20 protein-coding genes and 1 pseudogene are annotated in these 22,347 nt (G+C 68.3%); 9 read left to right on the top strand and 12 right to left on the bottom strand.

What is annotated here, in order from left to right; translation table 11 throughout:
- Positions 1-13 precede the first annotated feature (13 nt).
- From ACIPWY_RS18080 to ACIPWY_RS18060, 5 genes are all read right to left on the bottom strand, one after another.
- On the bottom strand, positions 14-1,444 hold the full coding sequence (locus ACIPWY_RS18080) for an ATP-binding protein (protein ID WP_362898365.1): 1,431 nt from the start codon (positions 1,442-1,444) through the stop codon (positions 14-16).
- Positions 1,445-1,459: 15 nt separating this feature from the next.
- Positions 1,460-3,019 (bottom strand): SCO6880 family protein, encoded by a 1,560-nt coding sequence (locus ACIPWY_RS18075; protein WP_362898363.1) that lies wholly within the window; start codon positions 3,017-3,019, stop codon positions 1,460-1,462.
- Complete coding sequence (locus ACIPWY_RS18070; protein ID WP_401533832.1) at positions 3,016-4,371, bottom strand: hypothetical protein; 1,356 nt, start codon at positions 4,369-4,371, stop codon at positions 3,016-3,018. The genes ACIPWY_RS18075 and ACIPWY_RS18070 overlap by 4 nt, the downstream gene beginning before the upstream one ends.
- Positions 4,361-5,173 carry a hypothetical protein gene (locus ACIPWY_RS18065; RefSeq protein WP_362898360.1) on the bottom strand — a complete coding sequence of 271 codons (813 nt, stop codon included), beginning with the start codon at positions 5,171-5,173 and terminating at the stop codon, positions 4,361-4,363. The genes ACIPWY_RS18070 and ACIPWY_RS18065 overlap by 11 nt, the downstream gene beginning before the upstream one ends.
- A gap of 142 nt (positions 5,174-5,315) precedes the next feature.
- Positions 5,316-5,624 (bottom strand): hypothetical protein, encoded by a 309-nt coding sequence (locus ACIPWY_RS18060; RefSeq protein ID WP_100595588.1) that lies wholly within the window; start codon positions 5,622-5,624, stop codon positions 5,316-5,318.
- A gap of 501 nt (positions 5,625-6,125) precedes the next feature.
- On the opposite strand from ACIPWY_RS18060, the gene ACIPWY_RS18055 reads away from it, so the two are divergent.
- The 3 genes from ACIPWY_RS18055 to ACIPWY_RS18045 are packed head-to-tail and all read left to right on the top strand — an operon-like array spanning position 6,126 to position 9,373.
- Positions 6,126-6,563 (top strand): hypothetical protein, encoded by a 438-nt coding sequence (locus tag ACIPWY_RS18055; protein ID WP_362898358.1) that lies wholly within the window; start codon positions 6,126-6,128, stop codon positions 6,561-6,563.
- Positions 6,564-6,578: 15 nt separating this feature from the next.
- On the top strand, positions 6,579-8,843 hold the full coding sequence (locus tag ACIPWY_RS18050; RefSeq protein ID WP_393701211.1) for a hypothetical protein: 2,265 nt from the start codon (positions 6,579-6,581) through the stop codon (positions 8,841-8,843).
- Positions 8,843-9,373, top strand: coding sequence for a hypothetical protein (locus tag ACIPWY_RS18045; protein WP_393701213.1), 531 nt, complete (start codon positions 8,843-8,845; stop codon positions 9,371-9,373). Before ACIPWY_RS18050 ends, ACIPWY_RS18045 begins: the two co-directional genes overlap by 1 nt.
- Positions 9,374-9,377: 4 nt before the next feature.
- Here ACIPWY_RS18045 and ACIPWY_RS18040 read toward each other — a convergent pair whose 3' ends face one another.
- The gene (locus ACIPWY_RS18040; RefSeq protein ID WP_401533828.1) at positions 9,378-9,617 is read right to left on the bottom strand and encodes a DUF397 domain-containing protein; all 240 of its coding nucleotides are present in this window, start codon (positions 9,615-9,617) and stop codon (positions 9,378-9,380) included.
- A 519-nt stretch (positions 9,618-10,136) separates the two neighbouring features.
- Here ACIPWY_RS18040 and ACIPWY_RS18035 point away from each other — a divergent pair.
- Positions 10,137-11,159 carry a bifunctional lytic transglycosylase/C40 family peptidase gene (locus ACIPWY_RS18035; RefSeq protein WP_362898351.1) on the top strand — a complete coding sequence of 341 codons (1,023 nt, stop codon included), beginning with the start codon at positions 10,137-10,139 and terminating at the stop codon, positions 11,157-11,159.
- Between the two features lie 235 nt (positions 11,160-11,394).
- Positions 11,395-12,114 carry a phosphatase PAP2 family protein gene (locus ACIPWY_RS18030; RefSeq protein ID WP_393701218.1) on the top strand — a complete coding sequence of 240 codons (720 nt, stop codon included), beginning with the start codon at positions 11,395-11,397 and terminating at the stop codon, positions 12,112-12,114.
- Between the two features lie 327 nt (positions 12,115-12,441).
- Here ACIPWY_RS18030 and ACIPWY_RS18025 read toward each other — a convergent pair whose 3' ends face one another.
- Positions 12,442-14,016 carry an FAD-binding oxidoreductase gene (locus ACIPWY_RS18025; protein ID WP_362898347.1) on the bottom strand — a complete coding sequence of 525 codons (1,575 nt, stop codon included), beginning with the start codon at positions 14,014-14,016 and terminating at the stop codon, positions 12,442-12,444.
- Between the two features lie 328 nt (positions 14,017-14,344).
- Between ACIPWY_RS18025 and ACIPWY_RS18020 the strand changes: the two are divergent.
- Positions 14,345-15,209 (top strand): annotated as a pseudogene (locus ACIPWY_RS18020) (hypothetical protein).
- A gap of 97 nt (positions 15,210-15,306) precedes the next feature.
- Positions 15,307-15,498, top strand: a complete 192-nt coding sequence (locus ACIPWY_RS18015; protein ID WP_401533825.1) for a hypothetical protein — start codon at positions 15,307-15,309, stop codon at positions 15,496-15,498.
- Between the two features lie 93 nt (positions 15,499-15,591).
- Here ACIPWY_RS18015 and ACIPWY_RS18010 read toward each other — a convergent pair whose 3' ends face one another.
- Positions 15,592-15,942 carry a metal-sensitive transcriptional regulator gene (locus ACIPWY_RS18010; RefSeq protein ID WP_362898339.1) on the bottom strand — a complete coding sequence of 117 codons (351 nt, stop codon included), beginning with the start codon at positions 15,940-15,942 and terminating at the stop codon, positions 15,592-15,594.
- Between the two features lie 188 nt (positions 15,943-16,130).
- Between ACIPWY_RS18010 and ACIPWY_RS18005 the strand changes: the two genes are divergently transcribed.
- Positions 16,131-16,751 carry a DUF47 family protein gene (locus ACIPWY_RS18005; protein WP_362898337.1) on the top strand — a complete coding sequence of 207 codons (621 nt, stop codon included), beginning with the start codon at positions 16,131-16,133 and terminating at the stop codon, positions 16,749-16,751.
- Between the two features lie 8 nt (positions 16,752-16,759).
- Positions 16,760-17,758: an inorganic phosphate transporter gene (locus tag ACIPWY_RS18000; RefSeq protein WP_362898335.1), complete on the top strand. Its 999-nt coding sequence runs from the start codon at positions 16,760-16,762 to the stop codon at positions 17,756-17,758.
- A 281-nt stretch (positions 17,759-18,039) separates the two neighbouring features.
- Here the strand turns inward: ACIPWY_RS18000 and pstB are convergent, their stop codons facing one another.
- The 4 genes from pstB to pstS all read right to left on the bottom strand — a co-directional run bounded on the left by pstB (position 18,040) and on the right by pstS (position 22,156).
- Positions 18,040-18,816 (bottom strand): phosphate ABC transporter ATP-binding protein PstB, encoded by a 777-nt coding sequence (gene pstB / locus ACIPWY_RS17995; protein WP_266672019.1) that lies wholly within the window; start codon positions 18,814-18,816, stop codon positions 18,040-18,042.
- 35 nt (positions 18,817-18,851) lie between these two features.
- Positions 18,852-19,922, bottom strand: coding sequence for a phosphate ABC transporter permease PstA (pstA, locus tag ACIPWY_RS17990; RefSeq protein WP_390014145.1), 1,071 nt, complete (start codon positions 19,920-19,922; stop codon positions 18,852-18,854).
- Positions 19,919-20,926, bottom strand: a complete 1,008-nt coding sequence (gene pstC / locus ACIPWY_RS17985) for a phosphate ABC transporter permease subunit PstC (RefSeq protein WP_362898331.1) — start codon at positions 20,924-20,926, stop codon at positions 19,919-19,921. Before pstC ends, pstA begins: the two co-directional genes overlap by 4 nt.
- 99 nt (positions 20,927-21,025) lie before the next feature.
- Positions 21,026-22,156 (bottom strand): phosphate ABC transporter substrate-binding protein PstS, encoded by a 1,131-nt coding sequence (gene pstS / locus ACIPWY_RS17980; RefSeq protein WP_362898329.1) that lies wholly within the window; start codon positions 22,154-22,156, stop codon positions 21,026-21,028.
- Positions 22,157-22,347 lie beyond the last annotated feature (191 nt).

Raw genomic sequence — 22,347 nt, 5'->3', positions numbered from 1 at the left:
AGGCCGCAGATCATCAGGCCACCGTCGACTCCGACGAGTCCTTGTACCGGTCGCCCAGGTGCTGTTCCACGAACGCGGCCGCCCGTTCCTCCGCCTCCAGGTCGGCGGCGCGCATCGCGTCGTCTTCGCCGAGCGTCTCGGCGGAGGACTCCGTCATGGCACGGTCGGTGAAGACCAGGGGCCGTTCCGTCTCGGTGATGAGGTGCTTCACGACCTGGACGTTCCCGTTCACGTCCCAGACCGCGATGCCCGGGGTCAGCGAGGGGATGATCTCCACGGCCCAGCGTGGCAGGCCGAGTACGAGACCGGTGGCGCGGGCCTCGTCGGCCTTCTGGGCGTAGATGGTCCTCGTCGACGCCATCTTCAGGATCGCGGCCGCCTCCTTGGCCGCGGCCCCGTCCACCACGTCACTGAGGTGGTGGACGACCGCCACGAAGGACAGACCGAGCCGCCGCCCGAACTTCAGGAGCCGCTGGAACAGCTGCGCCACGAAGGGCGAGTTGATGATGTGCCACGCCTCCTCCACCAGGAAGATGCGCTTCTTGCGGTCCGGCCGGATCCAGGTGTGCTCCAGCCACACGCCCACGATCGCCATGAGGATCGGCATCGCGATGGAGTTGCGGTCGATGTGGGAGAGGTCGAAGACGATCAGCGGGGCGTCGAGGTCGATGCCGACCGTCGTCGGACCGTCGAACATGCCGCGCAGGTCACCGTCGACGAGCCGGTCGATGACGAGGGCGACATCGAGCCCCCACGCCCTCACGTCGTCTATGGCGACGTTCATCGCTTCCGCCGACTCGGGTTCCGGGTGGCGGAGCTGCTCGACGATGTCGGTCAGGACGGGCTGGCGGTCGACGATGGTCTCGTTGACGTAGGCGTGCGCGACCTTGAGGGCGAAGCCGGAGCGCTCGTCGAGGCCGTGCCCCATGGCGACCTCGATGATCGTCCGGAGCAGGGCGAGCTGCCCGGTCGTCGTGATCGCCGGGTCGAGCGGGTTGAGCCGGATCCCCATGTCCAGAGCGGCCGTCGGGTCCAGCCGGATGGGAGTTATACCCAGCTCCTGGGCGATGAGGTTCCATTCGCCGACGCCGTCCTCACCCTGCGCGTCGAGGACGACGACCTGGCGGTCTTTGAACCTCAGCTGCCGCATGACGTACGTCTTCTCCAGCGCGGACTTGCCGTTGCCGGACTCGCCGAGGACCAGCCAGTGCGGGGCGGGCAGCTGCTGCCCGTACAGCTGGAAGGGGTCGTAGATGTAGCCCTTGCCGGAGTAGACCTCGCGGCCGATGATGACGCCCGAGTCACCGAGGCCGGGGGCGGCCGTCGGCAGGTAGACCGCCTGGGCCTGCCCCGTCGACGTACGCACCGGAAGCCGGGTCGTCTCCACCTTCCCGAACAGGAAGGAGGTGAAGGCGTCCGTGGCCATGGACAGCGGATCCCGCATCTCAGAGCCCTGCCTCTACCGTCGGATGCCGGTCGCGAACGGCAATGTGTTGACGAAGGCCCGGTGGTGCTCGCGGTCGCACCACTCCAGCTTCAGATAGGACTTGCCGGCGGAGGCGCGGATCGTGCGCTTGTCGCGCGCGAGGCTCTCCGGGGAGCGGGAGGAGACCGTGATGTAGCCGACGAGGTTGACCCCGGCCGCGCCACTGGCGAGGTCCTCGCCGCGCTGGTCGAGCCGCGTGTTCGCGGCGACGTCGCGCGGGTCGACGGTCCGGTTCATCTTGGCCTGGCGGCTGGCCTCCGCCTCGTCGTTCGTCTTCTCGGTGAGCATCCGCTCGATGGCGACCTCGGTGGGTTCCAGGTCCATCGTGACGGCCACGGTGCGGATGACGTCGGGGGTGTGGACGAGGAGCGGCGCCAGGAAGTTCACGCCGACCGGCGTCATCGGCCACTCCTTCACCCAGGCGGTGGCGTGGCACCAGGGCGCACGCGTCGACGACTCGCGTGTCTTGGCCTGCAGATACGTCGGCTCCATCGCGTCGAGCTCGGCCGGCCAGGCGTTGCGCTTGGTCATGGCCTGGATGTGGTCGATCGGATGGTCCGGGTCGTACATGGAGTGCACGAGCGAGGCGAGCCGCCCCTGCCCGAGCGGCTGCCGCACCCGGATGTCGGCCTCCTGGAGGCGCGAGCAGATGTCGGTCAGCTCGCGCGCCATGACGACCGCGAGCCCGGCGTCCCGGTCGACCTTGCGGCCGCTGTGGGGACGGGCCGCGCGCGCCATGGCATGCGCCTCGGCGGCCAGCTCGCGCGTGTAGTGCATGCAGGCCACGAGGTAGGCACGGTGCTGCTCGCTGCTGGTCGACACCATCGACTGGAGCTGGTTGTACGACTCCTGCAGCCAGCCCGGCGTCCGGTCGTCACCGCGCACGGCCACGTCCTTGGCGTGCGCGTCGGGGTCGGCGGGCAGCGTACGGGCGAGCATCTGGATCCGCGTGACGAACCCGTCCCCGTTCGCCACGTGCTTGAGCAGAGTCCCGAACCGGTCGACGAGCGCCTCCTGGTCCTCGCTGTCCCGCAGTCCGACGCCCGGTCCCTCGATCTCGATCGCGGCGGTGACGGTGCGCCGGTCGGCGTGCAGCAGCACGGCGATCTCGTCGGGCCCGAACGGCGCGGCCAGCCAGGTCAGCCGGCCGATGCCGGGCGGCGGCCCGATCTCCACCTCGCGCCCGTCGAGCCGCACCCCCGCGTCCATGGCCCGCGACCGGTACGTCGTGCCGCGCTTGAGCTGCCGCTTGTAACTGCGGTTGATCTCGAACCACTTGTAGAAGGTGCGGCGCTTGTACGGGATGTAGACGGCCGCGAGCGCGATCAGCGGGAAGCCCAGGAGCAGCATGATGCGCACGGACAGGGCGGGGACGAGGAGCCCGCACATCATGCCCAGGAAAGCGCCCCCGATGATGAGGGCGATCTCGCCGGTCTCGCGGTTCCTGCCGACGATGGCGTTCGGCCGGGCACGGCCGATCAGATACGTACGGCGGGGCGTGACCGATGGGGACACATGGGACTGGGTCGTCAACGCCCTGCACCTCCTTGCCGATTGCTGTTGCCGGTGTTCCCACCGCTACGCGTATTGCTCGCGTGCGGCGTGTTCGTGGGACTCGTACGGGGCGGAGGTGCGGCGGAGGGGACAGATCCGCCGCCACCGCCACTGCCCCCGGAGGAGGGGCGTGAGCTGTGTGCGGCCACGCCTCCCGACACGGGGTTCGCGGGGCGGGCCTGGGACTGGCCGCCACCGCTGCCGCCGCCACCGTCCGCGCGGGAGCTGTGCGTCTTGATGCCCTGCGAGACGAGTGCGGCGGGTGAACTGATGACCGCGGCCGCCTTGTTCTCGGCGCCGCGCATGATGCGGTTGTTGCGGCCGTTGGCGATCTCGTCGCCGAAGCCGGGTACGAAGCGGTAGATCATGCCGCTGGCGAAGATGGCGAGCAGCACGATGGCGAGCCCGGACACGACGGCGGCCAGCGAGTCCGGCCCATCGGACCCGGACAGCGCGCCGGCCAGCCCCAGCACGATCACGATCACCGGCTTCACCAGGATCACCGCGATCATGACGCCCGCCCACCGTCGGACGTGCCCCCACAGGTTCTTGTCGACGAGCCCCGCGTACACGACGACGCCGAGCAGCGCGCCCACGTAGAGCAGGACGGCCCGCAGATACAGCTCCAGGTACAGCACGCCCGCGGCGAGGATCGACACGAGCGAGACGACGATCAGCATGATCGGCCCGCCCCCGATGTCGTCGCCCTTCTTCAGCGCACCGGAGAACGTCCCGAAGAACGCGTCCGTCTGGTCGCCGGTGGCTTTCGCCAGTACCTCCGACACTCCATCCGTCGCCGATACGACGGTGTAGAGGATCAGTGGCGTGAACGCGGACGCGATGACGGTGAGCCAGAGGAACCCGATGGCCTCGGAGAGCGCGGTACCGAGGGGAACGCCACGCACCGCCCTCTTGGCGACGGCGAGCAGCCACAGCAGCAGCGTGAGGATCGCCGACGCGGCGAACACGATGGCGTACTGCTGAAGGAACTTGGGGTTGGTGAAGTCGACGGTGGCGGTCTGCTTGATGGACTTGCTGAGCATGTCCACGGTCCAGGACGCGGCGTCGGCACAGCCCTTGGCGAGGGAGGAGAGGGGGTCCAGGGGGTTGGTGGTGCCGGGGGGTGTGGTGGGGGTGCCGCCGCCGGATCCGGCCTTTCCGTTGCCGCGTTCGCAGTAGGCCTTGGCGGGGCCGCGAATGAGGTCGCAGGGGTCGTTCGACGGCTTGGGGTCGGGAGCCGCGAAGGCACGCGTCGCCATGAGCACGGCCGTGGTCTGCACCGTGGCCACGGCTGAGGCAAGAGTGAGGGTGCGGCGTCGGCTACCGGGCATACGTGAACCCTCCGTACTGCTCTACAGCCTTCGCCATGTCATCGGCGGTGGAGGCCCTTTGGTCGCGGCCGACAGGCACGGGCCCGTCCTTCTGCTGGAAGTCCGTGACCTTCCAGTCGCCGCCGGTCCACCGGAGCTCGTACGTGTTGGTGAACCAGCTCTCGGACACCGGGTTCGTCGTGTCCGTGCCGGCCAGGCCGAAGAGGGATGAGTACCAGATATCGACCGTTGCGCTGTCGCCACCGAACTTCATGGTCTTGGTTCCGACAGGGATGATCCGCGAGACGAATGTCGAACCGCCGGGCGCCGAGCCGTCAGAGTTCAGGCCGATGCTGGACAGGAAGGCCTCCTGGGCATAGACCTTGTCGAGACTGGCCTGGCGGGAGGCCGCGACGTCCGGAGCGTAGACGTCGTCGACGATCGCGTGGCGGCGGTTCTTGTCGAACATCTCGGCCGAGCCGAGAGCAACCGCATAGTTCGCGGCAGCGCTCTGCGCCCCCTGTTCGTCATGCGCGAACCCCGAAGCGACCGGCTTCGTTCCGGTCGGCGCTGTCGCGGACGCGCCCGGCTTGTCGGTGCCGCCGCCCCCCGAAGAGGACTCGCCTCCGCCACGATTGGCGAAGGCGATAGCCGCGATGAGGAGCACCACCACCCCGACCACCGTGATGAGGCTGCGCGATGAGGACCTCGTGGGTCTGCGCCCGTCGCCGTAGCCGTCGCCCGGTCCGCCCTCCGGCAGGCGCGTGCGGGTCTGGCCCGTGCCGCCGTAGAGGCCGTCGTCGTTGCCGTCGCCCGGACTCATCCCGCGTACGCCCCCTCAGGCTCGTGCTGAACCGCCACGTACGACGGTAGCCGCGCGGCTTTCCGCGCGGGCGCGGTGTGGTGACTCGACATCAGGGAGTTGCAACCTCAGTGCAGATGAGACCGGAGCGGGCGGAACAGGGCTAGATCGCCATGCCGTACACGATGGTGAAGAGCGTGCCGAGTGAGCCGATGATGAATACGCCGGTCAGGCCCGCGACGATGAGGCCCTTGCCCTGCTCGGCGCTGAAGGTGTCGCGCAGGGCCGTTGCGCCGATCCGTTGCTTGGCGGCGCCCCAGATGGCGATGCCCAAGCACAGCAGGATCGCCACGGCCATCACGACCTCGACCATGACCTGAGCTTCCTTGCCCAGGTTCTGGAATGGGCCCCAGTCGGGGGCGATCCCGCCGATGATGGTGTCGATGTTGCCCTTGCCGGCTGCCAGCAGCATGTGTAACTCACCGCCCCATGTGGGTAGTTCTGTCGCCCCCGCCGCAGCGCAGAGGTCAGGCCCATTCTTGCCCAGATCGCCGTGGATGCCTGCCGACTTGGCGCCATTCCTTGGCTGAGTTCCTACGTCTTCACATCGGTGCGTATACGAAGGAACGCATGGTCACTCTGTGTATCACGCTGCGTCACTCCGGGCAATGAACCTCATGCCTGTGCCGTGACCTGAACGGTGACGGTTCGTTGGCCACTCACTGAACGCAGTGCGGGTGAGCGCCAGGTGAATTGTCCACGAAGATCCTTCCGCCTCGCGAAGCGGGCGCAGGGGCAGCGGCAGGACATCGTCAGGACTTCGTCAGGGCGCCGTCAGGACAGGCGGATCTGCCCTTCCACCTTCAGTCATGTCTGTGAGCGTGGTGGCTTTCCCGTATGGCGCCTCCCGCCGGTCCGACCGGGCTGTGTGGCTGCCGTGCGGGGGCGGCGACCGCACGGGGAGACGGTGGACATGGCGTGGGACGAGTGGGAGCAGCTGAAGGCCGAGGCTCTGGCTCGGCGGCAGGGCCCTGTGCAGCTGAACAGCCTGGCCCCGGCCGGTGACTCCGGCGGTGGTGACGTGGGCACCCTCAAGTCGAGTACGTCAGGGAAGAAGGCTGCGGTCAAGGCGTTGCAGGAGGACATCAGGCCCGGGACGGACAAGGCGGGCGGCCACGCCGACGATTCCTCGGGCTCGACGGTCCGGGAGTTCTCGGGCTGGGACACCGGTTCGGGGCTGAAGGACGCGCACGCCGAGTGGGAGTTACAGGTCAAGGGCCTGAAAGGCCGCCTGAGCCGGGACCAGACGGCGCTCGAGCAGACCAAGCAGCACTTCCAGTACGTCGACCACGAGGTGAAGAGCCGGGCGGACCAGATCGACACGGGGCGCGCCGGCCGGCGCGAGGTCTAGGGCCGGGGGACGCACATGCTCACGTATCAGGACGTCATCGCGGTCGATCTGAAGTCGCTGACGACGACGGCCAAGGACTGGGACGACATGGCCGACGGGTTCGAGGATCTGGAGACGCTCTACAGGAACCAGGTGGAGTCCGTCGCGAACGACGGCAGTTGGGTGGGAGTGAGCGCGGGCGCCGCCTCCTCGCAGTTCACCGGGACGCGGAAGCAGTACGCGGACGCCCAGGTCGAGGCGCGTGCCGTCGCGTCGGTCCTGCGCGACGCCCATGGGCAGTTCGCCCTCCTCATAGGCCATGTCGAAGACCTGGTGGAGCAGGCGAAGAAGGCCGAGATGCCCATCAACAACCAAGGCGAGGCGGTCTACGACTACAGCAAACTGACGCCCAACCGGCACGACGAGGACTATCCCTCCCTCGTCTCGCAGTACAAGAGGGCCGAGGCGGCCTGGACGAAGAAGATCAAGGACGCCGTGCAGGCTGTCGACGACGCGGACCAGGGTGTGAAGCTCGCGCTCCACGACGCGGCGGGCATCAAGAGCTGGTTCGAGCGGGCCATGGATCCACTGCACGGCATGGAGCACGGCTTCAACGGCGACGCCGTCGGCGACATCGAGGTCGTCGAAGCACGTGAGGCCAAGAAGTACGCGGACAGGATCCTCGCCGGCGAGAAACCGGACGATCTGGAGGAGTGGAAGCGCCTGATGCGCGACAACTCCGACGACCCGGTGTTCAGCAGGACGTTCCTGGACTCGCTGGGTCCCGACAAGACATTGCAACTGACCAATAAAATAGATGACTTGGCGTATTTCGAAGACAAGAGGAACAAGAACGACTACCTCAGCATCAACGGCGGCGTAGCCGATTCGCTGGCCACCGCAACCCGCGTACCGGATTTCAAGGACGAGAACGGAAAGCACATCCCGTTCGGCACCGCCGAGTACAACAACGCGTTCAAGGGCTGGCAGAAAACATCGGATGCCGGCTTCTACAACAAGTGGCGCGACGCTCTGCATGAGCGCGGCGATGACAAGTACGGCCTCAAGGTGGCCGGCGAGAACGTCGGCTTCGGCTTCAAGGGGCACGACCAGCAGGTCCGCGGATACCAGAGCCTCGCCACGCTCATGGAACAGGGTCACAAGGACTTCTCGCCGCAGTTCGTCGCGGACGTCACGGACGACATGATCTCCATGGAGAAGAAGGACCCGGACATCTGGAACCTGTACGGCACCTTCGACGGGAAGGGCGGCGACGGCTGGTTCGCGAACGACCCGGTCGACGGAGCGCTCGGCGTCATGTCGCGCACCCCCGAGGGAGCCGCCGGCTATCTGGACCCCGGCACGGAAGAGGGCAAGAACCGCTTCGACTACCTCCTCGGCAAGGGCGACGGCAGCCGGGACTGGCAGGTCGTCAACGACACGAACTGGCAGGGACCCGGGGGAAACGTCGAGGTCGACGCGGGCGAGAGCTCGGACACCGACAACCGCAAGGGACTGGGCGACGCGCTGACCGCGGCGGCGACGGGCATCGATCCGTCGGGAGCGCCACACGGCCCGGTCGCGCACACGGCCGCCAACGACCGTGTTTTTCAGGCCGCGCTGAGCACGTTGGCCGGCCAGGGTGACGACATGCCGTCGGCATTCCGCGACGACATGGCGAAGATCATGACCAGCCATGGCGACGAGGTGTATGCCGCGATGTCCGACCAGAGCGGGAAGCGGTCGACGCTGGATGAGCACGAGGTCATGGAGATGACCAAGCAGGTCTCCAGGAGTGAGAACTCCTACGGGATGTTGCATGAAGGGATGAACCACGCGATCGTCGCCGGTTTCCACGACGCCGACCGGGCGCCCGAGGACACCCTGAGCTCGGCCGGGACCGCAGTCGGATTCATGGAAGAGGCCCGGTACAACGCGCTGAAGGGCGACCAGCACGACTACACCTGGGACAAGGCGTGGAGCTACCACGCCTCTGGAGCGATCCTCAACTTCATCCCCGTCTACGGCGACATCGCGCAGCGCGGAGCAGACGTGGTCACCACTGCCTGGATCATGGACGAGCAGAAACATCAGGCCGAGCAGCTGACAAGCGACAACCAGCTGACTTACGAGACCCGGAAGAACCAGCTCAACTCCCTCGCAGACCAGTGGCGTTCGGCAAACAGCGAGTGGGCGGACCACCACACCGGATATTCGGCCGACGAAGGCGTGTACAACCAGATCGCCGCGGCGGCCAACGACGGCAACGACAGGGCCGATGGCATCGCGGGGGATCAGTAATGGAATCGATGAGGCGGCTTGCGGCAGCGACACTGTGCGTCGCCGTGGGCATGGGCGCAGCCGGGTGCGGTAAGAGCCTTGCTGTCCCGAAGGACTTCTGCGGTGTTCCGGCGCGGGAAACCACGTTGGCTCCGCTCCTGCCGGAGGGCGAGCATCTCAAGAACTGGCAGGCGGAGCCGCCGGGCGCGTACGCCGACTGCTCTCTGCAAGTCGACGGGACCCAGATCCTGGATGTCACCGTCCGTCGGATCGAGGATCAGCTGGCGCCCGAGGACTGGAGGGCCGCAACGAAGAGGTTCTCTCAGGCTGCAGGGAGGAACATGAATTTCCCCGGCACAGCAGTAATCGGAAGTGACGGGGCCCTGGTGAGCGCCGACTGCGGCACGCCGAGTTCCTATCTGACGTTCAGCATCTCGTTCCACGGCGACCGCGTTGAGCATTCCGGCACCGGCTACAAGAAGCTTCAGCGCTTCCTGGACGAATTCGTCCCGGCCGTGACGAAGAAGGTGGAGTGCACGGCGGACAGCTGACCGGTCAGGGTCCCACGCCCTCGACGAAGTGGTCGAACTCGCCCGCCCGGACTCCCAGCACGAAGGCGTCCCATTTCTTACGGGTCGTGGTGACCACGGTGTCCGGGGCGGACGTCTCACGCAGGTGCACGAGGTCGCCGTCGCCGAACGCGATCTCGATCCAGGGTCCCGGTCCCTCTGCGTCCTCGGGGGCTGCGCGGGTCCAGTCGAGCTGGGTGGGGGGCTGGTTTCCGTCGTGGGGCATGGGGCGGCGTCCTTCCTGGAGGTCACTGATGAGAAGCGGATATGGGGTGGCTGGGGTGCGCGGGTGGGTTCGGGGCCGGCTGCGGGCTCGCCCGCGGAGGTGGCCGCCGCGACCGCTGATTGCATCTTGGCAGGAGCTGAATGTGGCCCGAATCTGCCAATGTTCAGCCCGCTCGCAGGCAGCCAGGTCTCCGACCCGCGCATACGTCGAAGGTCTGCGGGTCTGATGTCCGTGGTGGGAAAGAGCGGCAGATTTGGGCCTCCGGAGGCGTCGCGTTCCCCTTACCCGGACGGGCCGTGCCGCAGACGAAAGGACGGCGTGCGGAGGCCGCCCGCATCCACCCACGGACCCCAGCCGCCCCATCCGCTTTGGGTCGGTAACCCGTCCCCGTCGAACTGGGGGCCGGTGTGCGTGATTCGGACAATCCGGGGGGTGCGAACTCGTCATGAGGGCCGGTGAGAACCCTGCCCACCTACACTGAGGCCCGGCGTACTACCGGGCTTCGAGGGGCGGTTGACGGTGCGTAAGGCGTGGGTCGTCGGGGGTGCGCTCGCCGCCGGGGGGACCGGGTTCGTGACGCTGCTCGTCGTCGGTACGTACATGGCCGCCGGCTCCCTCGCGAGCGGGGTCGGCAAGGGCGCCGTGGGGCTCGCCAAGGGCGCCGTGCCCGCCGCGTACCAGTCGATCGTGCAGGAGTGGGGGAACCTCTGCCCCGCGATCAATCCGGCGCTGCTGGCCGCGCAGCTGTATCAGGAGAGCGGGTTCAATCCGAACGCGAAGAGCCCGGCGAAGGCGCAAGGGATAGCGCAGTTCATCCCGGGGACGTGGGCCGCGCACGGGGTCGACGGGGACGGGGACGGGGACCGGGACATCTGGGATCCGAAGGACGCCATTCCGTCGGCGGCCTCGTACGACTGCTCGCTCGCGAAGTACGTGAAGGACGCGCCGGGCGATCAGACCGAGAACATGCTCGCCGCGTACAACGCGGGTGCGTACGCCGTCATCAAGTACGGGGGCGTACCGCCGTACCGCGAGACGCAGAACTACGTGAAGACGATCACGAACCTGGAGAAGAGCTTCGCGCGGCCGGTCGGGCGGGTGCAGCCGTCGCAGCAGGCGGCGGGTGCCATCTACTACGCGCAGAAGAAGCTCGGGACCGAGTACCTGTGGGGCGGGAACGGGACCGCCGACCAGGGCGGGCGGTTCGACTGCTCGGGGCTGACGCTCGCAGCGTACCGGGAGGTCGGGATCGAGCTGCCGCGTGTCGCGAACGACCAGTACAACGCCGGGCCGCATCCCAAGCGGGACGAGCTGCTGCCGGGGGATCTGGTCTTCTTCTCGGACGACCTCACCAACAGCCGCGCGATCCGGCACGTCGGGATCTACGTGGGCGGCGGTTACATGATCGACGCGCCGCGCCCGGGTGCCGTGATCCGCTTCGATCCGGTCGACACACCCGACTATTTCGGGGCGACGCGGGTGACCGAGGACGGCGCGAAGGCGGTGCCGAGCGAGAGGCCGGACGGGAACCCCGAAGTGTGACGTGGCCGGAACTCTCCGTCAGAGCCCTGCCCTGAGCTGCGGCTTCGTGTCTCTCTTCGATAACGTCTGCGTGATCATTCGGTGGATTGCGGAACGAAGGACAGGGGACCGTGCGTTCCTTTTCCTGAGCCGATCGCGGATCGACACAGACCGCAGATCTATGACCACGGGGGTGGACGAGCGGCGCACGACAGTGTGCGCCCGCCGATCGACAAGACGAAGGGGCCGCGGCGAGATGGCTGGACTGGCTGGACTCTCGGCACTCGGGGCCTCCGGGTCCAACCCCGACGTCGGTCTGCTCTACGACATCAACGGCCTGGCGAAGGACGCCCCCGGCTGGTTCGACAGCGCCATGGCGTTCGTCGGTGAGTACGGGCTGCTGCTGGCGCTCGTGCTGCTCACGCTGTGGTGCTGGTGGGGCGTGCGGAAGCGGGACTCGCTCGACGACGCCGCCTCGTCCGTGGCCTCCGTCGTGTGGGCGCCGCTCGCGGCCGGGATCGCCGTCCTGGTGAACGTGCCGATCCGCAGTTTCGTGGAACGGCCCAGGCCCTTCACCGACCACGACGGCCTCGACGTCCTGGTCGACGGGAAGTCGGACTTCTCCTTCGTCAGTGATCACGCGACGCTCGCCATGGCCATCGGCGCCGGCCTCTTCGTCGCCCACCGCAAGTTCGGCCTGATCGGGCTCGGACTCGCCGTCCTCGAAGGGTTCTGCCGGGTCTTCATGGGCGTGCACTATCCGACCGACGTCGTCGGCGGATTCGCGCTCGGCACCGCGGTGGCGCTGCTCCTGTCGCCCCTCGCGTCCGCGCTGCTCACCCCGCTGGCGCGCGCCGTCGGGCGGACGACCCGGCTGCGGTGGCTGGTGTGGTCGCCTAGCTCGGCCTCGCCGGCTCGGGAGACGGTGGAGATTCCTGAGGCCCGTGAGTCGGAAGAGCGGGATCTGGCCGCTTAGCCTCTTCTGCCGCACGTCGGCACAGGAGGACGGTGCCGCCGGCCGCGCCGGTGAGCGCCACGGCGCCGGACGTGACCGCGAGGGCCCCCGCACCGGGGTGGTCCGAGTCGTCGTCGGTGACGGCGGCGGTCGTGGCGCCCAGGGCGAACGCGGCGGCGGCGATCGCGAGGACGGCGGCTATGCGGGCTATCCGGGGCTTGTTCATGGTTCCAGCGGAACGCCACGCTTTGCTTTGGGCCAGCCGAGGGCGTGTTGGGTGGGCCGTACGTGTCGCTTACCGCTGGAAAGATCGTACGTCTGTACGAGGGCCGCGCCCCTCGGTGACCCTCAGAGTGCCTGCGGGAACGTGAAGAACCCGTTCGGGTCGTACTGCTTCTTGACCGTCGTCAGGCGCGCGGCCGCGTCGCCGTAGTACGCCTTGCGCCAGTTCGTCAGCGTCGGGTCCGTGTAGTTCTGGTACGCCGCCCCCGACGCGTACGGCCGCATCGCCGCGTGGGTGGAATCCAGCCAGCCGCGGGCCGTGGAGCCGGACGTGCCGGCCCGCCAGGACACGATGTACTGCGCGAGCATCCGGGAGCGCCGGTGCACGAACGCGGTGGCGGTCGGGTCGACGCGGTTGATCGCCCCGCCGAGCGCGGTGAGCGCGATGCTGCCGGCGCCCGAGGTGACGTTCTCCATCTTCGCGAACATGGCGCGGATGCCGGCCGAGGAGATCGAGCGGTCGAAGAAGTCCGAGTGGGCCGCGTACGTCTCGCGCCCGAGCGCCCCCTGCGTGCTGCGCCCCGGGGTCGTGCCCGGCAGATGGCACATCGCGTCCTCGGCGAACGCCGAGCAGCCCGCGTACACCTCCATCGACTCCTCGTAGGAGCGCCGCTTGAGGGAGACGTTCGACGCGGGGCCGGGGCCGCCGGGGCCGTCGGCGAGGCGGTCGACGGCGTTCTGGAGTTCGCGGTACGTGCCGAGCGAGAACGCGGCGATCGAGATGGTCGGCCGGCCCCCGACCGCGTTCGCGATGTGGCAGGACGACCAGATCTCGTCGGGCTGTGAAGGGCCCCACTCCTGCCAGGCCTTCAGGACTGCGGTGGCCTTCGACCAGGGCCAGGTCATGTACGCGGAGACGGCCTGCGGGGCGGGGTGCGTGCGGAAGCGGAGCTCGGTGACCACGCCGAAGTTGCCGTTGCCCGCACCGCGCAGGGCCCAGAACAGGTCCTTGTTCTCGCTCTTGTTCGCGACGACCTGCTTGCCGTCCGCCGTGATCAGCGTGGCCTGGGTGAGGCTGTCGCAGGTGAGGCCGTAGGCGCGGGAGACCACGCCGTGGCCGCCGCCGAGAGTGAGGCCGGAGACGCCGACGGTGGGGCAGGAGCCGGCCGGGATGGTGACGCCCTTCGCGGCGAGCGCGCGGTACACGTCGATGAGTTTGGCGCCCGCGCCCACCACGGCCTCGCCCCCGGAGGCCCTGATCGCGGAGAGCTTCGACACGTCGAGGATCAGGCGGCCGTCGCCGGACGACCAGCCCGCGTACGAGTGGCCGCCGTTGCGGATCGAGACGGGGACGTGGTGCGCCCGCGCGTAGGCGAGTGTGGTGCGGATGTCGTCGGGGTGGGCGGCGTAGGCGACGGCGGTCGGCTTCAGGCTGTCGAAGCGGGTGTTGTAGAGCTGGCGCGCGGCCGCCCACTTGGCCTGGCCGGGGGTGACGAGGGTGCCGTCGAGGTCCTTGGCGAGTGCCTTGAGGTTCGCCGCGGCGGAGGCGCTCGCGCCGGTGGTGCGGATGGGGGGCGCGCTGGACGTCGCGCCGCTCGTCGCCCTCCCGCCGCCGGCCCCCGCCGTGCCCGTGCTGCACGCCGTGGCCGCGCCTGCCGCGACAGTGGCCGCGCCGACTGCGATGAACGTACGCCGATCCATGGACGCCTCCCGTTGTTTCCCGGGGTACGAGACGTCTGTGGCAGGCGCGGGGTTCCACGCCGGACGGTCGGGTCAGGAGCGGGCCGTGTGTTCGTCCGCGTCGGCTCTCGCCTTCGAGCGGGCTCTGCGGGAGGGGCCGCGCCAGCCGCAGGTACAGCGGGCCAGGCAGAAACGGCCCTGTTCGGCCGTGGTCGTCTGGTGAGTTTCGGGGAGTTCGGACTGCTCTTGTGCCACAGCTCAACGGTACGCGTGACGGGTGCAGGCAACTGTCGTTATCCGGTCGACAGAGGGGCCGCGGACGCTCGGACAGGGCTTGGGGGCACAGGCGATGGTGCAGCACGGACGCGCAGTACGGGCGGTCGCGGCGGCCGCGGCGGTCGGACTGATGGGCCTCGCCACCGGCTGTTCGGCTGCCGCGGAGGCGGACAACGAGAGCCCGGCCGACTCGGCCGCCGCGGTGCACGACGCGGCCGACCGCCTGGTCAGGGAGGGCAGTTCCAAGGCCCGTACGTCGATGGAGATGGCCAGCGGCGGGACCCGCGTCACCATCAGGGGCGAAGGCGTCTACGACTACCGGGCGCGCGTCGGGCAGTTGAAGGTGGTGCTTCCGCAGGATCCTTCCGGCACCGAGGAGCACCGGCCGATCACCGAACTCCTCGCGCCCGGCGCCCTGTACATGAAGAACCGGGGCGCGGGGGTGCCCGCCGACAAGTGGGTGCGGGTCGAGACGGCGTCCATGTCGGACGGGAACCTGGTCACGGGCGGGGCCACGGATCCGCTGGCCGCCGCCGAACTGCTGCGGGGGGCGCGCAAGGTGACGCACGTGGGGGGAGGGCGAGCTGGCCGGGGCGGACGTCCGGCACTACCGCGGGACCGTCGACATGGCGGCCGCCGCCCGCGCCGCCTCCCCGGCCGGCCGGCCGCCGCTGGCCGCCGCGGCGAAAGGGTTCGCCAAGGACCAGGTGCCGTTCGACGCGTACCTCGACGACGAGGGCCGGGTCAGGAAAGTGCGCCTCCGGTTCAGCTTCGTGAATACGAAGGTGACGGCCGCGGTGAAGGGGAAGGGGAAGGGCGGGAAGAGGGAGGTCGTCGATGTGGCGTCCACCACTCTTCTCTACGGCTTCGGGATTCCCGCGAATATCGAACTTCCCGACACAAAGGACATCTTCGCCGGGAAGATCGCCGAGAATTAGCCGTCCGGAAATGGTCCGTCCGTGCCATGCGCAGCGCGTAGGCCGCTCCCTACCCTAGGAAGTCGGTTACGGCTACGGCTAACGGCTGGAAGAGGTGATGAACGTGGCTCCGGTGGGCGGCACGGCGGTTCATGACCACGTCGCCCTCGCCGAGATCGAGCTGTGCGGTGAATTGATCATCGCGGCGTCGGTCGCGGATGAGGACCGGCTCAGTGCGGACCGTATCGACGAGGTGCTGAGGGTCGCCGAGGAGCGATGGCCCCGGAGCGAGGGGTTAGGGGAGTCCTGAACCCGGAAGGGGCGCGGCCGGCTGTCCGGCGCGCCCCGGCTCGGGGTCGCGTTCCTCACAGGGGCAGGGCGCGCGGCGCGCGTCCCGGGCGTCTCAGGTGCGGAGCATCCGGGCGATCGCCTTCGTCGCCTCCTCGACCTTCGCGTCGATCTCGTCACCGCCCTTGACCGCCGCGTCGGCGACGCAGTGGCGCAGGTGCTCCTCGAGGAGCTGGAGGGCGAAGGACTGGAGGGCCTTGGTGGAAGCGGAGACCTGCGTGAGTATGTCGATGCAGTAGACGTCCTCGTCGACCATGCGCTGCAGGCCCCGGATCTGGCCTTCGATGCGGCGCAGGCGCTTGAGGTGCTCGGCCTTCTGGTGGTGGTATCCGTGGATTCCACGGTCGTGGTCCGTCACGGTCTCGCCGTCGTGGTCGGTCACGATCTCGGTCGCTTCCGTGGTCATCGCGTCCTCCCGTTGTATACCCCTACTGGGTATATGGTACCGAATTTCGAGGGGGTCTGGCGGGTTCGCGGGACCCCGTGCTCATCACAGTGCCTGATGGGCGACACTGGGGTATTGCCGGTTAGCCGTGGCCGGATGATGCGCCTAGCATCAGCCTGACCGAATCCAAAGCACCCCGAGGACCCCACGTGCGCTTTCGTCTGACCCCCAGGGAGACGAGCTTCTACGACATGTTTGCCGCATCCGCGGACAACATCGTCACGGGCTCGAAACTCCTCATGGAACTGCTCGGCGCGGATTCCTCCGCCCGAGTCGAGATCGCGGAGCGGATGCGGGCAGCGGAACACGCCGGTGACGACGCCACCCACGCGATTTTCCACCAGCTGAACTCCTCGTTCATCACGCCCTTCGACCGCGAGGACATCTACAACCTCGCGTCGTCCCTCGACGACATCATGGACTTCATGGAGGAGGCCGTCGACCTCGTCGTCCTCTACCAGGTCGAAGAGCTCCCCAAGGGTGTGGAGCAGCAGATCGAGGTCCTGGCCCGGGCGGCCGACCTGACCGCCGAGGCCATGCCGAACCTGCGGACCATGGACAACCTCACCGAGTACTGGATCGAGGTCAACCGCCTGGAGAACCAGGCCGACCAGATCCACCGGAAGCTTCTCGCGCAGCTCTTCAACGGCAAGTACGACGCCATGGAGGTGCTGAAGCTGAAGCAGATCGTGGATGTGCTCGAAGAGGCGGCGGACGCCTTCGAGCACGTGGCGAACACGGTGGAGACCATCGCCGTCAAGGAGTCCTGAGCCGTCTCATGGACACCTTTGCACTGATCGTGACGATCGGCGTCGCGCTCGGATTCACGTATACGAACGGCTTTCACGACTCGGCGAACGCCATCGCCACGTCGGTCTCCACGCGTGCGCTGACGCCTCGGGCGGCACTCGCGATGGCCGCGGTGATGAACCTCGCCGGTGCCTTCATGGGCAGCGGCGTCGCCAAGACGGTGAGTGAGGGGATCATCGCCACCCCCGAGGGCAGCAAGGGGATGGGCATCCTCTTCGCCGCCCTCGTCGGCGCGATCATCTGGAACCTGATCACCTGGTACTTCGGCCTGCCGTCCTCGTCGTCGCACGCGCTGTTCGGTGGCATGGTCGGCGCGGCACTCGCCGGCGGGACGGCCGTCTACTGGACCGGCGTGCTCGACAAGATCGTCATCCCGATGCTCACCTCGCCGGTGATCGGTCTCGTCGTCGGCTATCTCGTCATGTGCGCGATCCTGTGGCTGTTCCGGCGGTCCAACCCGCACAAGGCCAAGCGCGGTTTCCGTATCGCGCAGACGGTGTCGGCGGCCGGTATGGCGCTCGGTCACGGTCTGCAGGACGCGCAGAAGACCATGGGTGTCGTGATGATGGCCCTGGTCATCTCCGGGCACACGACGTACAGCGACGCGATCCCGGTCTGGGTCAAGCTCGTCTGCGCCCTGATGCTCTCGCTCGGTACGTACGCGGGTGGCTGGCGCATCATGCGCACCCTCGGCCGCAAGATCATCGAGCTGGACCCGCCGCAGGGCTTCGCGGCCGAGACGACCGGTGCGTCGATCATGTTCGGCTCGGCCTTCCTGTTCCACGCGCCGATCTCGACGACGCACGTCATCACCTCGGCGATCATGGGCGTGGGCGCGACCAAGCGCGTCAACGCGGTCCGCTGGGGCGTCGCCAAGAACATCGTCCTGGGCTGGTTCATCACCATGCCGGCCGCGGCGCTGGTGGCCGCGGCCAGCTACTGGGTCGTGAATCTCGCGTTCGGGTGAGTGCCGGTGGGCTGATGCGGCTGGGGGTCCGGGGGTCGTCCCCCCGGGCGATGCAGCATCACGATGCCGGCCGCGGCGCTGGTGGCCGCGGCCGGCTACTGGGTCGTGCATCTCGCGTTCGGCCAGCAGCACACGCAGTGCTCGTAACGCAGTCCTAGTAGCGCAGTCCTAGTAACGCAGTCCCAGTAGCGCAAAAGAGGGCCCGCCCCCCGGGAGCCAGGGGGCGGGCCCTTTGCCTTGCGGTGGCACCGCCATGCAGCACCGCAAGGAGTCGGTGGTGTCTAGCCGAAGCGGCCGGAGATGTAGTCCTCGGTGGCCTGGACCGACGGGTTGGAGAAGATCCGCTCGGTCTCGTCGATCTCGACGAGCTTGCCGGGCTGGCCGACGGCGGACAGGTTGAAGAACGCCGTGCGGTCCGAGACGCGGGCCGCCTGCTGCATGTTGTGCGTCACGATGACGATCGTGAAGCGCTCCTTGAGCTCGCCGATCAGGTCCTCGATGGCGAGGGTCGAGATCGGGTCGAGGGCCGAGCAGGGCTCGTCCATGAGGAGCACCTGGGGCTCGACCGCGATGGCGCGGGCGATGCACAGACGCTGCTGCTGGCCGCCGGAGAGGCCGGAGCCGGGCTTGTTCAGGCGGTCCTTGACCTCGTTCCAGAGGTTGGCGCCCTTGAGGGACTTCTCGACGATGTCGCCGAGCTCGCTCTTCTTGTACGAGCCGTTCAGGCGCAGGCCCGCCGCCACGTTGTCGAAGATCGACATGGTGGGGAACGGGTTCGGGCGCTGGAACACCATGCCGACCGTGCGGCGCACGGCGACCGGGTCGACGTGGGTGCCGTAGAGGTCCTCGTCGTCCAGGAGTACCTTGCCCTCGACGCGGCCACCGGGGGTGACCTCGTGCATGCGGTTCAGGGTGCGCAGGAAGGTGGACTTGCCGCAGCCGGACGGGCCGATGAAGGCCGTCACGGAGCGGGGCTCCACGGTCATCGAGATGTCCTCGATCGCCTTGTGGGAGCTGTAGTACGCGGTGAGGCCGCTGACGTCGATTCGCTTGGCCATAACTAATTCACTTCCGGAGGTCGCTGATGGTCGCGTCAGCGACCGGTCTTCGGGGCCTTCCAGCGGGCGATGCCGCGGGCCACCAGGTTGAGGATCATGATGAAGGCGATGAGGACGAGAGCCGCCGCCCATGCACGGTCGTACGCCGCCGGGCTGCCGCCGCTGTTCTGGTACTGCTGGTAGATGTACAGCGGCAGCGAGGACTGGGGTCCCTGGAACGGGTCCGTGTTGATGAGCGGGTTGCCCCAGACCAGCAGCAGTACGGGCGCGGTCTCACCGGCGATGCGGGCGATGGCCAGCATCACACCGGTCGTGATGCCGCCGATCGACGTCGGCAGGACGACCTTGACGATCGTGCGCCACTTCGGTACGCCGAGCGCGAGGGAGGCCTCGCGCAGCTCGTTCGGGACGAGCTTGAGCATTTCCTCGGTGGAGCGGACGACGACCGGGATCATCAGGATGGACAGCGCCATGGACCCGGCGAAGCCGGAGTAGCTGAAGCCGAGGATCAGGATCCAGAAGCTGAGGATGAACAGGCCCGCGACGATCGACGGGATGCCCGTCATGACGTCGACGAAGAAGGTGACGGCCTTGGCGAGCCTGCCCCGGCCGTACTCGACCAGGTAGACCGCGGTGAGCAGGCCGATCGGCACGGAGATCAGGGTGGCGAGGCCGACCTGCTCCAGGGTGCCGATGATGGCGTGGTAGATGCCGCCGCCGGGCTCGGCGTCGGTGACGACGCCCATCGAGTGCGTCAGGAAGAAGACGTCCAGGACCTTCACGCCGCGCGAGACGGTCTCCCAGATCAGGGAGACCAGCGGGATCACGGCGAGGATGAACGCGACCCAGACGACGCTGGTCGCGACGCGGTCCTTGGCCTGGCGCTTGCCCTCGACGGCGGTGGCGATGCCGTACGTACCGAGCACGAACAGGACCGCGGCGATCAGACCCCACTGGATCTGGCTGTCGAGTCCGGCGCCCAGGCCGATCGCGCAGCCGAGCGCGATGGCGCCGGCGGCGATGGCGTACGGGGACCAGCGCGGCAGGCGCGCGGCGCTGAGGGAGTTGGTGCCGGGGGCCGGCGGGGTGATGGTTGCGTTGCTCATGCGTTGGCCCCCGAGTACTCCTTGCGGCGGGCGATGATCGCACGGGCCCCGCCGTTCACGACGAGCGTGATGATGAACAGGACCAGACCGGAGGCGATGAGCGCGTCACGGCCCTGCTCGGTGGCCTCGCTGAACTTCGCGGCGATGTTCTGCGCGAAGGTGCCGCCGCCCGGGTCGAGCAGGCTGGCGTTGATCTCGAAGCTGGGGGAGAGGACCGTCGCGACGGCCATGGTCTCGCCGAGCGCGCGGCCGAGGCCGAGCATCGAGGCGGAGATGACGCCGGAGCGGCCGAAGGGGAGCACCGACATGCGGATGACTTCCCAGCGGGTGGCGCCGAGCGCGAGTGCGGCCTCCTGGTGCATCAGGGGCGCCTGCCGGAAGACCTCACGGCTGACGTTCGTGATGATCGGGAGGATCATGATCGCGAGCAGGATGCCGACAGCGAGGAGGGTGCGCGGGGCGCCGCCCTGCCACTCGAAGATGCCGGTCCAGCCGAAGTAGTCGTCGAGCCAGCTGTAGACGCCGGTGAGGTGCGGCACCAGGAAGAGGGCGCCCCACAGGCCGTACACGATGGACGGTACGGCGGCGAGCAGGTCGACGACGTACGCGATCACGCCGCCGATCTTCTTCGGCGCGTAGTGCGTGATGAACAGCGCGATGCCGACGGCGATCGGGACGGCGATCGCCATGGCGATGACCGAGGAGACGATCGTGCCGAAGGCGAGGACCGCGATGCCGAAGACCGGCGGGGTCGCGTTGGCGTTCCACTCGAAGGTCGTGAGGAAGTTGCCGTCGTTCTTGGAGAGCACCAGCGAGGCGCGGTAGGTGAGGAAGGCCGCGATGGCGGCCATGATCACCAGAAGCAGGATGCCGGAGCCGCGCGAGAGGCCGAGGAAGATCCGGTCACCGGGGCGGGTGGCGCCGCGCCCGGCGCGCTTTTGGAGCGCGGGCTTCGGCGGGTCGGCTGGAGTGGGTGGAGCAGTCGTTTTCGTGGATATATCCATGGGGTTCTCCGGTCTGCGGAGCCGCGGTCGGGCGGCTCCAGGCGGCGGTGCACCGGACGGTGCGGCCCGCCCCCTTCAGGGGACGGGCCGCACACTGGGTCAGCTCAGGCTCGCGATGGTCTCGCGGACCTTGGTGTTGATCTCGGTGGGGATCGGCGCGTAGCCGAGGGCCGCCAGGGAGTCCTGGCCGTCCTGGCTCGCGATGTAGGTGAGGAAGGACTTGGTGGCCGGGAAGGTGTCGGCCTTGTTGCCCTTGTCGCAGACGATCTCGTAGGTGACGAGGGTGATCGGGTAGGCGCCGTCGGCCTTCGTCGCGTAGTTCAGCTCGAGGGCGAGGTCCTTGCCGGTGCCCACGGTCTTGGCCTCGGAGATCGCCTTGGTGGCGTTCTCGACGGTGGCCTTGACCGGCGCGGAGGCGCCCGTGTCGAGGTCGACCGTCTTGATGCCGTCCTTGGCGTAGGAGAGCTCGAAGTAGGAGATCGCGCCGGCGGTCTGCTTGACCTGCTGGGCGAGGCCGGAGGAGCCCTGCGCGGACTGGCCGCCCTTGGCCTGCCAGGCCTTGCCGCCCGAGTACTTCCAGTCCGCCGGGGAGGCGGCCTTGAGGTACTTGGTGAAGTTGTCCGTGGTGCCGGACTCGTCCGAGCGGTGGAACGCCTGGATCTTGGTCTTGGGCAGCTTCGCCTTCGGGTTCAGCTTGGCGATCGCCTTGTCGTCCCAGGTGCTGATCTTGCCGTCGAAGATCTGGGCGAGGGTCTTGGCGTCCAGGATCAGGTTGTCGACACCCGGGACGTTGTAGCCGACCGCGATCGGGCCGCCGACCATCGGGAGGTCTATGCCCTGGCCGCCGGAGCAGATCTTCTTGGAGGCGGTGACCTCTTCGGGCTTCAGCGCGGAGTCCGAACCGGCGAAGGCGACCTGGCCCTGGGTGAACGCCGTGACACCGGCGCCCGAACCCTCGGGCTTGTAGTTGATCTGAACGCCCTTGCACTCGGCGGTGTACGCCTTGACCCAGGCCTGGATGGCGTTGGCCTGTGCCGAGGAACCGTTCGCGAGGAGCTGGCCCTTGGCGTCGTCGCACTTGATGTTGCCGGCCTTGGCCGTCGGGCCGCTGCTCGAACCGCCGTTGGCGCTCGTGTCGTCCGAGCCGCACGCCGTGAGGGCCAGGGCGCCGGAGACGGCGATGGCGCCGAGGGAGAGGGCGCGGAGCCGGTTCTTGCGCTGAAGCTTCACTTTCGGATGTTCCTTCCAGGAGCCGCCGGTCGGAGATCCGGGACGGCGTGCGAAGTCTGTTCGTTCCAGGCAGGCGGTGCGGTGTTCGCCCTCGTGGGCGACTCGCACCGTGTAAGCCCGAAATTAGGCAGGACAGGTGAAGCGACCGATGGGCATGAGTGAACGGCGGGTGAACCTCGGCGGTCGGTGCG

Source organism: Streptomyces sp. NPDC090032, assembly GCF_044748025.1.
Lineage (GTDB): Bacteria > Actinomycetota > Actinomycetes > Streptomycetales > Streptomycetaceae > Streptomyces.
Note: the sequence above shows the minus strand (reverse complement) of the source record. Positions and strands in the feature narration are given on the sequence as shown.